This window comes from Adlercreutzia sp. CNCM I-6216, assembly GCF_977113345.1.
In genome coordinates, this window is record NZ_CDSBIE010000001.1 from 123,188 (window position 1) to 137,338 (window position 14,151).

Below are 14,151 nucleotides of genomic sequence, written 5' to 3' on the forward strand. Positions count from 1 at the left end.
CTTTCTAAAGGTAGTAACGCGCAAAAACGCCGACCTGAGGGCATCGGGCCGGCGTCGCATCTTCAATGGTGGACGATTCTAGTCAAGAACACCGACCTCGCGCATGATGGAGGCCAGGCGCGCCGACTGCTCCGGCGTGGCGTCCACGAGCGGCAGGCGCACGCCGCCGACGGGGAAGCCGACAAGGCTCAGGGCCTCTTTCACGAGGATGGGATTCGAGGTCTCGAACAGGCCCTTCATGAGCGGCATCAGGGCCTCGTTGGCCTCACGAGCCGCATCCCACTCGCCCTTGGCGGCCAGATCGACGATGGCCTTCATGCGATCGGGCGCGACGTTGCCGATGGTGGAGATGACGCCCACGCCGCCCAGCTCCATGATGTCGAGGGTGGACGAGTCGTCGCCGGAGTACACGTCGAAACCGGCCGGAGCGTTGTCGATGATGTACTTGATCTGCTCGAAGTTGCCCGAGGCCTCCTTGATGGCCACGACGTTGTCGCAGTTGTGGGCCAAGCGCAGGGTGGTGTCGCCCTCCATGTTGATAGAGCAGCGCCCGGGGATGTTGTACAGGATGATGGGCATGTCCGTAGAATCCGCGATGGTCTTGAAGTGGCGGTACAGGCCCTCCTGCGGAGGCTTATTGTAGTAGGGCACGACGCACATGAAGCCATCGACGCCCTGCTTGGCGGCATCTTGGGCGAAGTACACGGTGTCGGCCGTGCAGTTGTCGCCGACGTTCGCGATGACCGGGATGCGGCCGTTCACGGCGCGCACCACGGCGCGGAACAGCTCGAGCTTCTGGGGATAGAACACCGTGGGGCTCTCACCGGTGGTGCCGTTGACGATAAGGGCGTCGGCGCCGCCGCGCACGAGTCGGTCGGCCAGCTCCTGGGCCCGGTCGAGATCGAGTTCGAGGTCGGCGTTGAACGGGGTGACCATGGCCGGAATCATGCGGCCGAAGCGAGGATCGCGCTTGAACTCCATGGAAGTATCTCCTTAAACAAACGTCGGGGGCGCCGCGGCGCCCAAACACTATCCCATTATGCCATTGATGGGCCGCAAGTAAAACGCGAGCGCTCGTAAGTCCGTCAAACGCACAACCTGCGGCGACAAAGTGCCGCTCGTGGGGAGTGCCTGGGACCCTTTTCGCGTTTCAGTCGCGATCAGTCACCTCGGCGACGACGCATCCCCGCAAACCCCCGCATTTTGGCTACGAAAGCAACGCGCCAGCCAAAATGCGGGGGTTTGCGTGGGTAAAAATCTCGTTCGCAATGATAGAGAAAGTTACGACCTGGGGTTTTACCCAGACGCCTTCCAAGTTATCCATGCGCAACCCGCGCAAACCCCCTCGTTTTGGCTTCCTCATGCCGCCACCAGCCAAAACTTAGGGGTTTGAGCGGGGCGAAACTAGTTCATGAAGCTCTCGAGGCCGACGATGAGGCCGTCGCGCTCCCCTACGCTGCGGATGCCGAGGAGGACGCCGGGCATGTAGGAGGTGCGGTCCCATGAGTCGTGGCGGATGGTGAGCGTCTGGCCCAGCGAGCCGAAGATGACCTCCTGACTGGCCACGAAGCCCATGGAACGCACCGAGTGCACGGGCACGCCCTCGATGAGCGCCCCGCGGGCTCCCTCGGCCCCGGCGATCTCCGTCTCGCGGCCGGGCGCCTCGCTCACGCGGGGGGCGCGGGCCTCCGCGATGATCTCTGCGGTGCGCACGGCGGTGCCGGAGGGCGCGTCCTTCTTGTTGCAGTGGTGGTACTCGATGACCTCGGCCTCGGGGAAGTAGGGCGCCGCCGCCTTCGCGAACTCCATCATGAGCACGGCGCCGGTGGTGAAGTTCGGCGCGTAGAACAAACACGTCCCCGGCGTCGCCGAGGCGGCCAGCTCCTCCAACGTCTCGTTGGAAAGACCCGTCGTCCCCACCACGCAGTCGACTCCCCGCGGCAGCGCCACCGAGAGATTGCCCGCCACCACGTTCGGCTGCGTGAAATCTACGAGCACGTCGACATCCGTCGCGTCCAGCGCCTCGGCCAGCGTGCCGAACACGGGGAAGGGCGTCTCCTTGGCATGAGGATCGATACCGCAGACGACCGTCATGTCGTCCGCGGCAGTCACCGCATCCACCACCGCCGAGCCCATCCGCCCCGCATAACCCGCCACCGCAACTTTGATCATAGGAAACCTCCCATACACCAGTCAGATTCAACAAGAAGCGTGAACGCTATTGTAAAGCAACAACGTGAGAGCGAAGAGGAGACAGGGGGCGCCTTGACCGAGCGAGTTCCGCAGACGGTATCGAAGGCGCGAAGATTCAGGGATTAATGCGTTCGGCGCGCCTTCGATACCGGCGAGGACTGTCTGAGCGAATCAAGGTGCCCCCTGTCTCCTCTCCGGGAGAGTCGCGGCGTGAACTTCTGCCTAAGCAATCCGAACCATCTAGGCATCCCCGGTTTCTCTTTCGCTGGGGCGTTAGGGCAGACCAAGGTCTGCCCCTACAGGACGGTGCCGGCGTAGTGGATTCCGCTCGCAACAAGAAAGGGCCGCGATTGCGACCCTTTCCCAAAGTGCTAGTTGCTGCTTCCGCTCTCGTGGCGACGACGCGGCGTGCGGCCGGCGCGGCCGGGACGGTTGTCCTCCCGACGCTCGCGGCGCTCGTGACGCTCGCCCTTGTCGCGCGGAGCCGGGGATGCGGAAGCCGGCGCGTCCGGCTTGTCCAGGCGGTCCAGCGAGATCTTGCCGGTCTTCGGGTCGATCTCGAGCACTTCCACCTTCACGATGTCGCCCAGGCTCAGCACGTCCTCCACCTTGCCGACGCGGCCGTTGGCCACGCGCGAGATGTGGAGCAGGCCGTCCTTGCCCGGCGTGAGCTTCACGAAGGCGCCGAAGTCCTTGATGCCGACGACCTCGCCCTCGAAGACCTCGCCCACCTCGGGCTCCTTCACAATGCCGAGGATCATGTCCTTGGCCGCCTGCATGGCGGTGCCGGAGACGGCGCCCACGTGGATGGTGCCGTCCTCCTGAATGTCGATGGAGGCGCCGGTCTCCTCCTGGATGCCGCGAACCACCTTGCCGCCGGAACCGATGACGTCGCGGATCTTGTCCACGGGGATCTTGATGGTCTCGATGCGCGGCGCGGTCTCCTTCATCTCGGCACGCGGGCCGTCGATGGTCTCAAGCATGGCGGCCAGGATGAAGGCGCGGCCCTCGTGGGCCTGCTTCAGGGCGCGGGCCAAAATCTCGACGGACAGGCCCTTGGCCTTGTTGTCCATCTGCAGGGCGGTGATGCCGTTAGGGGTGCCGCAGACCTTGAAGTCCATGTCGCCGAGGAAGTCCTCGATGCCCTGGATGTCGGAGAGGATGACCACGTCGTCGCCCTCCTTGATGAGGCCCATGGCCACACCGGAGACGGGCGCGGAGATCGGCACGCCGGCGTCCATCAGGGCCAGGCAGCTTCCGCACGTGGAGGCCATGGAGGAGGAGCCGTTGGACTCGAGCACCTCGGAGACCACGCGGATGGCGTAGGGGAAGGTGTCGGTGTCGGGCAGCACGGGCACCAGTGCGCGCTCGGCCAGGGCGCCATGGCCCACCTCGCGGCGCTTCGGCGCCCCCATGCGGCCGGTCTCGCCGGTGCAGTAGGGCGGGAAGTTGTACTGGTGCATGTAGCGCTTGCCCTCTTCGGGCCAGATGGTGTCGAGGCGCTGCCACTCGTTGAGCATTCCCAGGGTGCACACGGACATGACCTGGGTCTGGCCGCGCTGGAACAGGCCCGAGCCGTGGACGCGGGGCAGATACCCCGGCACGATGTGCAGCGGGCGGATCTCCTCGGGGGTGCGGCCGTCGACGCGCTCGCCGGTCTCAAGGATCATGGCGCGCATGGCCCGCTTCTCGAGGGCCTTGAGGGCCGCCTTGATGTCGGAGCCCCAGGCGGCGCGCTCCTCCTCGGTGAAGTCGTTCTCGATGATGGAGGATTTGAGCTCTTCCACCTTCTGCATGCGGGCGGCCTTGTCGGCGTCCTTGAGGGCCGCGGACATCTCGTCGAGATGCGCGTCGACGCGCTCGGCCACGGACGGGTCGGCGGCGTGGATGGTGTAGTCCATGGGGGTGGGGTTCACCTTGGCGAGGAAGGCGGCCTGCTTCTCGCAGAAGGCGGCGATGGCCTCCTGGCCGAAGGTCATGGCGGCCAGCATGTCCTCCTCGGAGATCTCGGCAGCGCCGGCCTCGACCATGGAGATGTAGTCGGCGGTGCCGGCGATGGTGAGCTCCAGATCGGAGTTCTCCTGCTCGGAGACCGTGGGGTTCACGATGAACTCGCCGGTCTCGATGTCGCGGCCTATGCGAACGCAGGCAGCAGGGCCGTCGAAGGGCGCGCCGCCCACGAGCAGGGCCGCCGAGGCGCCGGCCACGCAGATGGTGTCGGGCAGGTTCTCGCCGTCGATGACGAACGGGGTGGCCACGATGTGCACCTCGTTCTTGTAGCCGTCCGGGAAGCCCGGGCGGATGGGGCGGTCCACCATGCGGGCCACGAGCGTGCCGTGGTCGGACGGCTTCGCCTCGCGCTTCAGGTAGCCGCCGGGGATGCGGCCCACGGCGTACATCTTCTCGATGTAGTCGACCGTGAGCGGGAAGAAGTCGTAGTCCTTCTCCTGGCTGGAGACGACGGCGGTCACGAGCACGCTCGTGGCACCGCAGGTCACGAGCACAGCGCCGGTGGCCTGCTTGGCCAGCTCGCCGGTCTCGAGGCGGTACTGCTTGCCGTACAACTCGAATTCTTCGACAATTTTCGTCATAACGCTTTTCTTTCTCTTCAACTCCCCCGCCTCATTGCGGAGGACTTCTTCGGGCGCGGCTACTTACATTCGCCGCCCCCGCGACCGTCGGCGCCTCATGCGCTTCCGACCGCTTATAGCAGAAAACGGGGCCCCAGGCGGGGCCCCGTACATGCTCGAGCTAGATGTTGTCGCGGATACCGAGCTTCTTGATGAGCTCGCGGTACTCCTCGATGTTGCGCTCCTTGATGTACTTCAGCATACCGCGGCGCTTACCGATGAGCATCATGAGGCCGCGACGGGTGTGGTTGTCCTTCTTGTGCGTCTTCAGGTGCTCGGTGAGGTTGCGGATGCGCTCCGAGAGGATGGCGACCTGAACCTCGGCGGAACCGGAGTCCTGATCGTTCTTGCCGAACTCCTTGATGAGTTCCGCGGTGCGCTCCTTGGAGATGCTGAGCTTGCTGGCCATAGCTGGTCCACCTTTCTTTCCCGGGGTCTCCCCCGTCTTCGCCGTGTGCGCGGCCTACCGTTTCCATCCGTCTTGGGTAGCCATGGAAGTGGTCCGTGGGAACCAAAGGCGAATTCCGCCGCCGTTTTGGCAGCCCGCCCAGTATAGGGCACTTGCGGCGCGGCTCGCCCAAGGTTTCCGCGAGCGACACGGTTTCTGCATATTGGGGCTGGGTGAGCGCGGCGAAAAGGCGGTGCGACACTAGAACAGGCCGCACGTGAAGAGGAACTCGAGGGACTTCAGCGAACTGCCGATGTGGGCGCGGACGAGATCCTGCACGAGGTGCAGCACGGCGAAGGTGCCCGTAAGGTCGGCCGGCCCTTCTGCAATGGCGTCGAAGGGGGTTGTGAGGAAGTACTGCGCCCAGCAGAGGGTGCCGGCATCCACAAGCACGGATTCGTCCAGGCCCCGGCAGCTCTCGCAGAGCACTCCGCCGCCTGCAGCCGAGAACGGGATGCGGGCGCCCTCGACGAGCGCCACCGGCTCGCCGCAGCCGACGCAGACCTCGAGGCTCGGTCGCAGGCCCGAGAAGGCGAGGATCTTCAACAGCTCGGCGGCCGAAAGCGCCGCACGGTGGCTGTCATCGGCGCCGTCCATGGCGTCCAGCACGCGCATCGCCGACTGGAACAGGCGCGGGTTGGCGAGGTCGCGCTGGCTCATGCGAGCGAGCAGCTCCGCTACGGGCGCGGCGGCCGCAGAGGCCTCGAGGTTGCAGCGCAAGGCGTCATGGGCCGCGACGAGCCGCGCCTCCTTCAGAATGTCGAGGCTTCGGCCCGTCGCGCACAGGGCGTCGATGACGCAAAAGGGCTCGGTGCGCGCCGCGAAGCTGCTCTTGGGCCGCCGGGCCCCTTTGGCCACGGCCCGCTTCTGGCTGCCGTCCTCGGAAAGCAGCGTGAGAATGAGGTCGCTCTCCCCCAGCTTCGTACGGCGCAGCACGAGAGCGCGCAGGGAGTAGGTCGGTTGCGCCACGAAGCCGCCCCGCGCCTAGTAGCGGATGGAGGGGCTGGCGTAGGAGACCTCGTTGTCGTCGTTCCACACGATGCCGCCCTCGATGGTGGTGAGCTTCTTGGCGAACACCGTCTCCTGGCCCAGGCCGAAGGGCATCGTGACCACCTCGTACTGGCGCGCCTCCACGGTGTAGAGCACCTCGCCGTCGCCGCGGTAGGTGCAGCTCTTGATATTCTCCACCTTGAAGCTGCCCTCGTCGTTGGTGAGGTTGGCCCCGGGCAGGATCTCGCGGGTAAGGTCCACCAGCTCGGTGCCGCGGGAGTGGGCGACATACAGCGTGACCTCGGAGCCGGAGTTCAGCTCGCTGCCGGCGGCCGGGTCGGTGGAGACGGCAGTGCCCTCCTCGATGTCCTCGGTGGTGTACCACTCGCTCGTCACCTCGTAGCCCTCGGCTTGAAGCGCGGCCTTGGCGTCGGCTTCGGACATGCCCTCCACATCGGGTACGGTGTAGGGAACGGCCACGGTGACGGTGATGGCGTCGCCGGATTTCGCCTCCGTGCCCGCTTCCGGGCTCACGGCCAGCACGGTGCCCGCGGCCTCGTTCGACTTCTCCTCGGTGTAGGTGACCGCCGTGAACCCTTCGGCCTCCAGAGCCTGGGCGGCCTCTTCGCTCGTGGCGCCCACGATGGTCGGCACGATGCGCGGTACGGCCACGGAGAGCGTCACGGTGCTGCCCTCTTCCGCGCGATGCCCCTGCTCGGGATCGCTTGAGAGGACGGTGCCCTGGGGCTCGTCGGATTTCACCTCGACGGCCTGGGCGGCGAAGCCCTTGGCCGACAGAGCATCGGTCGCCTCCGGCTGTGAAAGGCCCACTACCTCGGGGATGGTCTTGCCGCCCCACAGCTCGGCCATATAGGTGCCACCCGCTACGGCCGCCAGCACCACGGCCAGGGCGATGCATGCGGCGGCGATGATCGGGCCTTTGGCGCGCGGGGGCCGTGCGGAGGGCCCCGGGAAGGGAGCCTCCGCATCGGCGCCATCGCGAACCGGCGCGGCCTCTTCGGGCGCCGAGAAATCTATGGAAGATTCCAGCTCAGGGGTTTCCTCCTCGATGGTCGAGGGGAAGGCCAGCTCGCCGGTGGCCCGGGGCGCGAGCGCTTCCTCGGCCTCGGCAGTCGTGACTGCCGCCTGGTCGGCGACGACAATGGCGGAGGCGGCCTCCATGAGAGCCGTTTCCTCGGCGGCGCAAGCGTCGGCCGACTCATTGGGCGACGCTTGCGGTGCCTCTTGCACCACCGGGGTCTCCGGAGTCGCCCCCGCCTCATCCTGGGTCTTACGGGAGCGACCGCGGCCCTGACGATTCACGGAGGGCCGCGCCGCATGGGAGCCCATGCGCGCCGGACGCTTGCCCGACCGCTCGAACAGGCTCACTACCTCGTCCCCGCTGGACAGCACCTCGTCGAGATCGTCGTCCTTGGCGGTTGCGTCTGCAGCTGCGAAGCCGGCGACGGCGCCAGGAATCGCACCGAAGGCGACACCGGACGCATCGCCAGCCTTGGAGGCCTCGTTCTCAGCAACAGGGGCATCCTCGCCGGGCGTCGTGAATTCAGGCGTTTCTTCCATCTCGGCAGTCTCGGCTGCCACGGCCGCAGCTGCTGTCGCGGCAGCCACCCGCTCTTGCTCAAGCCGCTCGCGTTCTTCCCGCTCGGCAGCCTCGGCAGCGCGCCGGGCCTCGCGGGCCTCCTCCTCGGCTATCCGCCGCTGCTCGCGGGCCTCGGCCTCGGCGGCGCGCAAACGCTCCTTCTCCGCAGCCGTTTCGGCGCGCAGGCGCTCCTTCTCGGCCCGCAGGAGCTCCTTGGCCTTGCGGGCCTCCTCCTTCTCCTGCATCTTCGAAAACTTCTTCGCGAGCTTCTTCTGTTGGCGGTCGCGGCGCCGCAGCTCCTTCTCCGTCGGTCCCATGGCGTAGCTGCGGGCGCGTGGCACGTACTCCTCGTTGATGCGCGGGATCTCGGCCGTGTCACCGGCCTGAGTGGCCGCCGGCGGAACGTAACTTGAGTCGACCAGCCGCTCGAAGCCGGACAGGTCGGGGACATCGGGGCCGTCGGGCACTGGATCGACCAGATCGGCCACCGAGGCCCGCGGCGCCGGTTTGGAAGGCGCCGGGGCGACGTCGGGCACGCGCACGACCGGGGGCACCTCCACCACGGGAGGCACCGACACTTTCGCCGAGGCGGCCACGAACACTTCGCCGCAGTTCTCGCAGAACGCGGCGTCGTCACGATTATCGAATGAGCAGTGAGGGCATTTCATCGACGTTCTCCTCATTGATTGCACAGATGAAAAGAATTGTACCCGATTATTTCTTCAAAAACTTTCTTACTCAACAACAATTGAATTACTGGTTCGCCTAAGGAAGTCAGCGAGGAGCCGACGGGCACCTGCAATTCGCTTGAAGCGCGGCCGAGCGGCCTTCGGGCCGTGAGGGAAAGCGCTGAATGCGAAGGGCAGGTGCCCGTCGGCTCCGCAGCATCGGCCAGTCCGTTCGTCCCGTCAGGGCGAACGGAACGACTACGCTCCCTCCCCGTAGCCGAAGCGACGGATCTGGTTGGCGTCGCGGCGCCAGTTCTTGCGCACCTTCACCGACAGATCCAAAAACACCTTCGCCCCCAGCAGCAGCTCCAAGTCCTTGCGGGCCTCGGTGCCGATGCGCTTGATGGCTGCCCCGCGCTTGCCGATGATGATGCCCTTCTGGCTGTCGCGCTCCACATAGATGACCGCGTAGATGCGGTAGAGGTTCGGCTTCTCGAACTCCATCTCCTCCACGGCGACCCCGATGGCATGGGGCACCTCGTCGAAGAAGTTGCGCAGGATCTTCTCGCGGATGAATTCCGCCACCATGACCTCCAGCGGCTGATCGGTCTCCATGTCGGCCGGGAACCACGCCGGGCCCTCCGGCAGCAGGAACTGCACCTCCTCCACGAAGGCGTCCACGTTGCGGCCCGTCTCGGCCGACAGCGCCACCATAGCGTCCCAGTCGCAGAGCTTCTCGGCCGCCTCGCGCTGGGCGCTGATCTCGGCATCGCTCGCCAGGTCGGACTTGGAAAGCACGCAGATCTTCGCCGAGCCCTTCGCGGCGCGCACCTGGGCGGCCACCCACTCGTCGCCCCGTCCGATGGGCTTCGATGCGTCGATGAGCATGGCCACGACGTCCACGTCCTCCAAAGCCTTGATCGCGCTCGTGTTCAGCTCCTCGCCGAGGGCGTCCTGGGGCTTGTGCAGACCGGGAGTGTCCACAATGATCATCTGCATGTCATCGGTGGTGTGCACGGCACGGAAGCGGTGGCGCGTCGTCTGGGCCGTGTTCGAGGTGATGGCGATCTTCTTGCCCATGATGGTGTTCAGAAGCGTCGACTTCCCGGCGTTGGGGCGCCCGACCAGCGTCACGAACCCGCTCTTGAAGTCGGGATTGGTGGGAAATGAGCCCCCCATGGGGTTTTCAGCGAAGTAGGCGTCGAGATCCATGAAGTTCCTTTCGAAGAGGTGGGGCGTCGTGCGTTAGAGAAGGTCGAGCGCGTAGGGTGCGAAGACGATGAGCCCGACAATTACCGAGCCCGCTGAGGCCAAAAGCACGGCGCCGGCCGCCGCGTCCTTGGCCGCGCGGGCCAGCTCGTGCCACTCGGGCGAGGCGAGATCGACCGCCGACTCGATGGCGGTGTTCACCACCTCCGCCACGGACACGACGATGATGCAGAGCACGATGGCGAGCCAATCGACGCGGCTGATGCCCAGGGCGAATCCGGCCGCGACGGCGGCAAGCCCCAGGATCACCTGGATCTTCAGGTTGCGTTGAGAGCGAAAGGCGTAGGCGACGCCGGCGGCCGCGCAGCGAAAGGCGCACACGAGCGGGAAGCGCCCCTCCCCGCACCGGCGGCTCTCCCCCGCTCTGCGCACGAGCGGCCTCATCTTATCGTCGCCAGCCAACGGGCTGCCCCTCAAGCGCTCAGCGGTTCTCGGAGACAGCGGGCAGGTCGCGCTCGGTCCAGGCCGTGAGCAGCTCGCGCTCGCGGGCCTCCATGACCTCGGCCTCCTCGTCCACGATGTGATCGTAGCCGCACAGGTGCAGAAGCCCGTGAACGATGAGCAGCGACACTTCCTGCTCGAAGGAGTTGCCGAACTCGGTGCTCTGACGCGCCGCGACGTCGGGCGCGATGATGATGTCGCCCAGTTCGTAGACCGGGCAGCTCGGCCCGTCGGCGGCGGTGATGTCGTCGTCGATGTTGTCGCATTCGAAGGAGAGCACGTCGGTGGGTCCTTCCATGCCGCGGAAGCGCTCGTTCAGCTCGGCCATGGCCGTATCGTCCACAAAGCTGATGGAGACCTCCGTGTTGATGGGCTTCCCCTCGCGCTCGAGCACGAACAGGGCCAGGTCGCGAATGGGAAGGGAGGCGAGGTCTTCCTCGCGATGTCCGTAGGTGATGAGGATTTCCATGGGCTATCTTGCCTTTCCCGCCGCGCGCTCGTAGGCGGCCACGATGGTCGCCACCAGAGAGTGGCGCACGACGTCTTTGCCGGAAAGATCGCAGAACGCGATGTCGTCGATGCCCTCGAGGACGGAGCGCACTTGCACAAGGCCGCTCTCCCCGCGGGGCAGATCGATTTGAGAGATGTCGCCGGTGACGACGATTTTCGAACCGAACCCCAAGCGCGTCAGTGCCATCTTCATCTGCTCGGGCGTGGTGTTCTGGGCTTCGTCCAAGATAATGAAGGCGTCATTTAAGGTGCGCCCGCGCATGAAGGCGAGAGGGGCGATCTCGATGGTGCCGTTCTCGATGAGGGCATTCGCTCGCTCCTGATCGAACATGGAGTACAGCGCATCGTAGAGCGGTCGGATGTAGGGATCCACCTTCTCGAAGAGGGTGCCCGGCAGAAAGCCGAGGTTCTCGCCGGCCTCCACGATGGGCCGCGACAGCACGATGCGGCCGACTTCCTTGCGCTTCAAGGCCGCCACCGCCATGGCCATGGCCAGGTAGGTCTTGCCCGTGCCGGCCGGCCCTATGGCGAAAGTGACCGTGTTGTCGCGGATGGCGTCGACGTAGTGCTTCTGGCCGGCGGTCTTCGGTCGAATGGCCCGGCCCCGGTAGGTGAGCAGCACATCGTCGCGCAGGGCGGTGGGGGCGAACTCCGCCTGGCGGAGCAGCTCGACGGAACGGCGCACCGAGTCGGTGTCGGGGGCCTGCCCTTCCTCCACCGTTTTGAACAGGTCGGCGAACAGCGCGGTGAGCTGCTGCACCTCCACGGCGCTCCCCTCGATGACGATGCGATCGCCCCGCACGGTGAGCCGAGCGTCGAAGGACTCCTCCAGCACGTGGAGAATCTCGTCGGAGGCGCCGACGACGAGGGCCATGTCCACCCCGCCGGGCGCCGTGAGCGTTGTCTGCATCAAATCAGTCATGCCGGTTATTGTAACCTATCTTGTGCGATCTGTTGTGCGCCTGCTCCAAAACTCCCATCGATGTCGCAGCTAAACCCCATCGGCACTCGACCGTTAGCGCGCTTCAACCAAAACTAAGCCTCAGTCAACTTCCGGCCAAGCTTCGGTCGACGAACTGCCCCGAAATTGCACGAGATATCGAGTTGTAAGCGTCTACGCGTGCGCAGTTGTTCAGGGTGGAAAGCGTCGCTGTTGCCAGCACTGCTGTGACCAGGTGTTTTCCAAATAGGCTATTGAATAGCCGAGTCCAGTGCGTCCCTGAGACGCTTACAACTCGAGATCTCATGCAGAAGGAGAGGTGTTCGTCGACCGAAAAGGTCACTCGTGCGGCGCGAGCCTTAATCTGGAGCGCGTTTCGGGAAGAAGAGTCGTCCCTGCTGCGCGGCTATCCTACTTTCGCCGGGACGAGAGAGCCGATCTTGGCACCTGCGGGAGCAGGCACTTCGTGGTAGCTCTCGGCGGTGGCCGTCTCGGGGGTTTCCACGAGGGCCAGCTCGATGGTGCCGACGCGAGAGGCACGGTCGGCGGCGGCGAGCTCGTCGGAAAGCGCGCGCAGGCGGGCGGCGCGGGCGGCCTTCGCCTCGGGCGGCACTTGGTCTGCACGGGCGGCCGCGGGCGTTCCCTCTCGCTTGGAGTAGGGAAACACGTGGATCTTCGAGAAGCCGACGTGGCGAGCGAGCGCGCAGGTGTCCTCGAAGTCCTCATCGGTCTCGCCGGGGAAGCCCACGATGATGTCGGTGGTCAGCGCGATGGAGGGGACGCTCGCCCGCAGGAAGTCGGCCAGCTGGCGGAACTCGTGGGCGTCGTAGGGGCGCGCCATCTCGCGCAGCACCCGGGACGAGCCGGACTGCAAGGGCAGATGAAGATGGCGGCAGATGCGGCCCTCGGCCTCGGCGAGGAGAGAGACGAACTCGCCGGTCACGTCCATAGGCTCGATGGAGCCGATGCGGAAGCGGCAGGGAGGCTCGCCCGCGCCGTGCAGATCGGCGGTGGCCGTTAGAAGGCGGCGACATAGGTCGGTCAGATCCGTCCCGCCGTCGTCGTAAGAGCCCAGGTTGATGCCGGTGAGCACGACCTCGCGGACGCCGGATTCAGCGAGGGCCACCGCCTCGGCCACCACCTCGCCGGCCGGTCGGCTCGTCGCGCGGCCGCGGGCCACGTGCACGATGCAGTAGGTGCAGGCATTGTCGCAGCCGTCCTGCACTTTGATGCCGATGCGCGTGCGGCCATCGGCGGGCGATGCCGAGAAAGATTCAGACATTTCGCAAGGAGCTGTGCCGCTCATTTCCAACTCGCTGAGATAGAGATCCGCGCCTGCCTTGGGTACGACAACGACGCGATCATCCATAGCGGTGAAGGTTTCCGACGAGAGTTCGCTCGCGCATCCCGTGACGACGACGCGTGCGCCGTCGTTGGTCGACAGGGCATGGCGCACGGCCTTGCGGGTCTTCTTCTCGGCCTCGCCGGTGACCGTGCAGGTGTTCACGACGATGAGGTCGGCCGCCGCCTCTCCAACGGGCACTCCCCCGCGTTCCGCGAGCAGCCGCTCGAAACCGTCGGCCTCCACGCGGTTCACCTTGCAGCCCAAGTTCACGACCGTGTAGCCGAAGAGGGCCCTACCCACGGTTGCCCTCGTAAGTGGGAGAGGGCCGATTCCCCATGCCGCCCAGCTCGTAGAGCACCAGCGCCGGGGCCACGATGCCGGCGGTCTCGGTGCGCAGGATGGACGGGCCCAGGGTCACGAGGCGCGCGCGGGCGTTGCAGCCGAGAAAGCAGCGCACCTCCTCCTCGGCGAGGCCCCCCTCAGGGCCCACGACCACGGCGATGCGGGCGTCAGCGGCCGGCGTGCACGTCGCGAGGAGCGCATCGTGCACGGCTTCGCTCAGACTCGCTGTCTCGGGCGCCTCTTCCCAGCACACGAGCACGGCCGTCGCCTGGCCGAGCATCGCGGCCGCCTCGCGCACGGAGACGGGCTCGACGACCTCCGGCACCCGAACCTGCCCCGATTGCATGGCTGCGTTTTTGGCGATGGCCCGCCACCGCTCCGTCTTCGCAGCCGCCTTCTTGCCGTCCAGCTTCACGATGGAGCGGGCGCAGGCAAGGGGGACGAAGGCCGCCACGCCTACCTCGGTGGCATGGCGGATGACGGTCTCCATCTTGTCGCCCTTGGCCAGGCCCTGCAGCAGAATCACCTGCGGGCCGGCCTCGCTCGCGTCTTCATGACGCGCAATGGACACGAGCGGCAGCTCGTCAGCAAAATCGACGATCTCGCATTCGAAGTAATCCTGGTCGGCGTCGATCACCGCGATGTGCTCACCCGCCGCCAGCCGGAGCACCCGCGCGTGCTTCGCGTCGTCGGACTCAAGGCGCAGCGGGAACACTGCCTCCGTTTCGGCAGCGAGCACTTGGTTTTCCAGGAAGAAGCGCGGCAACGACATGAT

The 14,151-nt window shown here is 66.1% G+C and carries 12 protein-coding genes; all 12 read right to left on the bottom strand.

Annotation, left to right across the window (positions count from 1 at the left end; translation table 11 throughout):
• Positions 1 to 78: 78 nt before the first annotated feature.
• A complete protein-coding gene (dapA, locus tag ACYVRU_RS00540) occupies positions 79 to 981 on the bottom strand; it encodes a 4-hydroxy-tetrahydrodipicolinate synthase (RefSeq protein WP_022739926.1) in 903 nt (300 codons plus the stop codon).
• A 423-nt stretch (positions 982 to 1,404) separates the two neighbouring features.
• Positions 1,405 to 2,172, bottom strand: a complete 768-nt coding sequence (dapB, locus tag ACYVRU_RS00545) for a 4-hydroxy-tetrahydrodipicolinate reductase (RefSeq protein ID WP_223901021.1) — start codon at positions 2,170 to 2,172, stop codon at positions 1,405 to 1,407.
• A 392-nt stretch (positions 2,173 to 2,564) separates the two neighbouring features.
• Complete coding sequence (locus tag ACYVRU_RS00550) at positions 2,565 to 4,784, bottom strand: polyribonucleotide nucleotidyltransferase (RefSeq protein ID WP_223901020.1); 2,220 nt, start codon at positions 4,782 to 4,784, stop codon at positions 2,565 to 2,567.
• A gap of 160 nt (positions 4,785 to 4,944) precedes the next feature.
• Positions 4,945 to 5,232: a 30S ribosomal protein S15 gene (gene rpsO / locus ACYVRU_RS00555; RefSeq protein ID WP_022739929.1), complete on the bottom strand. Its 288-nt coding sequence runs from the start codon at positions 5,230 to 5,232 to the stop codon at positions 4,945 to 4,947.
• A 240-nt stretch (positions 5,233 to 5,472) separates the two neighbouring features.
• The gene (recO, locus tag ACYVRU_RS00560) at positions 5,473 to 6,240 is read right to left on the bottom strand and encodes a DNA repair protein RecO (protein ID WP_114548336.1); all 768 of its coding nucleotides are present in this window, start codon (positions 6,238 to 6,240) and stop codon (positions 5,473 to 5,475) included.
• A gap of 15 nt (positions 6,241 to 6,255) precedes the next feature.
• On the bottom strand, positions 6,256 to 8,529 hold the full coding sequence (locus ACYVRU_RS00565; RefSeq protein WP_223901019.1) for a PASTA domain-containing protein: 2,274 nt from the start codon (positions 8,527 to 8,529) through the stop codon (positions 6,256 to 6,258).
• A gap of 258 nt (positions 8,530 to 8,787) precedes the next feature.
• A complete protein-coding gene (era, locus tag ACYVRU_RS00570) occupies positions 8,788 to 9,708 on the bottom strand; it encodes a GTPase Era (protein ID WP_173115248.1) in 921 nt (306 codons plus the stop codon).
• Positions 9,709 to 9,774: 66 nt separating this feature from the next.
• Positions 9,775 to 10,200: a diacylglycerol kinase family protein gene (locus ACYVRU_RS00575; protein WP_231699466.1), complete on the bottom strand. Its 426-nt coding sequence runs from the start codon at positions 10,198 to 10,200 to the stop codon at positions 9,775 to 9,777.
• Between the two features lie 19 nt (positions 10,201 to 10,219).
• Positions 10,220 to 10,708, bottom strand: coding sequence for an rRNA maturation RNase YbeY (gene ybeY, locus ACYVRU_RS00580; RefSeq protein ID WP_022739934.1), 489 nt, complete (start codon positions 10,706 to 10,708; stop codon positions 10,220 to 10,222).
• Between the two features lie 3 nt (positions 10,709 to 10,711).
• A complete protein-coding gene (locus tag ACYVRU_RS00585; protein WP_461185586.1) occupies positions 10,712 to 11,671 on the bottom strand; it encodes a PhoH family protein in 960 nt (319 codons plus the stop codon).
• A gap of 424 nt (positions 11,672 to 12,095) precedes the next feature.
• A complete protein-coding gene (locus ACYVRU_RS00590) occupies positions 12,096 to 13,334 on the bottom strand; it encodes a MiaB/RimO family radical SAM methylthiotransferase (protein ID WP_461185587.1) in 1,239 nt (412 codons plus the stop codon).
• Entirely contained in the window at positions 13,327 to 14,148 is an 822-nt protein-coding gene (locus tag ACYVRU_RS00595) for an RsmE family RNA methyltransferase (protein WP_461185588.1), read from the bottom strand. The genes ACYVRU_RS00590 and ACYVRU_RS00595 overlap by 8 nt, the downstream gene beginning before the upstream one ends.
• Positions 14,149 to 14,151 lie beyond the last annotated feature (3 nt).